The organism is Streptomyces sp. NPDC056169 (assembly GCF_042268445.1).
Taxonomy (GTDB): Bacteria; Actinomycetota; Actinomycetes; order Streptomycetales; family Streptomycetaceae; genus Streptomyces.
Genome location: NZ_JBHJUO010000055.1, coordinates 1 through 1,709 on the forward strand (window position 1 = coordinate 1; position 1,709 = coordinate 1,709).

General features: G+C 39.1%; 3 protein-coding genes. All 3 read left to right on the top strand.

Annotation, left to right across the window (positions count from 1 at the left end):
- On the top strand, positions 1 to 582 hold a 582-nt coding region (locus ACFC0G_RS39595), incomplete at its 5' end, for a replication initiation factor domain-containing protein (RefSeq protein ID WP_376413633.1).
- Between the two features lie 262 nt (positions 583 to 844).
- Positions 845 to 1,069, top strand: coding sequence for a hypothetical protein (locus ACFC0G_RS39600; protein WP_376183699.1), 225 nt, complete (start codon positions 845 to 847; stop codon positions 1,067 to 1,069).
- Between the two features lie 336 nt (positions 1,070 to 1,405).
- Positions 1,406 to 1,709, top strand: a 304-nt coding sequence (locus ACFC0G_RS39605) for a hypothetical protein (RefSeq protein ID WP_376413635.1), incomplete at its 3' end; no start/stop codon positions are given.

A 1,709-nucleotide genomic window follows, 5' to 3' on the forward strand; every position in this document is an offset into this window, starting at 1 on the left:
GCTGTGGTTGATATTTTAAGAACAATGAAATATCCGAGGGTTAGTCGTATTGATGTAGCTTTTGATTTTAAGGGAGTAGATCTAACTGAATTTTATTTTTTGGATGAGGGTGTTAGGAAGAAAAATATGTGGATTGATGGCACTAACAAACTAGAGACTTTATACATAGGTGCTCCAAATTCTGATTTGCGTATACGAGTTTATAACAAAGCTAAAGAGCAGCAAAAAGAAGGTATAGAGGTAGATGGTGACTGGTGGCGTGTAGAAGCTCAGATTCGTAGTGAGTGGATGCCTAATTTTATGTTAGGTATTAATCCTTTTTCGGGTTTACACATTAAACAGGTAGATTGGGAATCGATTGAAAGTATACGTGAACAAGCTATGTGTAAGTTCTTTTTAGATTGTCCTGGGAAGTTGGCTGAAGTGGATAAAAATACAAGGTCTAAATACAAGAAAATCCTTGCTAGCCTGCCAGCTAACAAGGAAGTAGATATCCAGTCCTTTTATGACCAAAATAGGACTGAGATTAGAAAACAACTAGATTATTGGTTAGAATTCCCTAAGAGAAATAATGTTATGTAACTATTATACCATATGAAACCATCAAGTAGACATTAAAGAGAACGTTCGGAGTCGTATGTGGTAAGGAGTGGGGGGACCCGGTGACGGGGGGGCCCAAACTTGCCACATACGAACTGAACGTTTATTTTTGTTCCGCTTGTAGTTGCCATTTGGTATACAGTTGTGATACCATTAGTATACACTTAGGTGTATCCTTTGATAACTAAATAGATGAAAGGTAGGCGTCCTCAGTCTACCTATTTCATGTTAGGAGGTCATTTGATTGGCGAGAGATGAAAAATTGGTTATACGTTTGGTTGAATCTGTTAAAGAGGATTTTCAGGCGTATTCGGAAGAGTTAGGTATGACTATGTCGGCATTAGGTTCGTATGTAGTTGGTGAATGGATTAGGCAACAAAAGAATAAAGAGCGTTTAGAAGAGAAAAGCGCTCTGGCGATGATTGAATATGGTAAGAAGCTATTAGAAGAGCAAGAACAAGAGAAGTGAGCATTATGCCGAGAAAATCTGTTGTTATTTTAGGAGGAAGCTGTGTTAGGTATAATTTGCGTTAGCTATCCCCCGAGGGTGTTTTCGGGGGGTGGGTAAGGCAAACGGTAGGTGCCTTGCTTCGGGTCCCTGGGATTGCAATAGAGGAATTGGAATAAGCGCAACGATGGGCAAGGACTATATTTAGGGTGATGGTTCCTTATTAACTTGATTGAACCACCACTAAAGACGAAAAACTACGGAAATTAGGGAGGATTGGCGAGGACGTTTGAACCCCGCTCTCTCTAACAGCGGGGTTGCGGGTGAAAACTTAGGAAAAAGGGGGACTAAGGTGCGGTGGACATTTCTTTCTCTATTGATAGACTGACCATACTTGGTGTTGATTCTGGTCGGTTTGAAAAGACTATTAATAACAATCAATTTGGTTTTATTTTAAGAGATTCATTAGCTCCATTTCCGTATAGAAGGCAATATCATATGGTTGATGGTTCTTTGCTTCAATACACTGATTCTGTAAATCATGATGCGATACGTTATGAGTTTAATCCTAATAATATTAGACCATCTAAGGAAAATGAACATAGACGAGCAGTAGTTGAGATTTTGAGAACCATGAAATATCCGAGGGTTAGTCGTATTC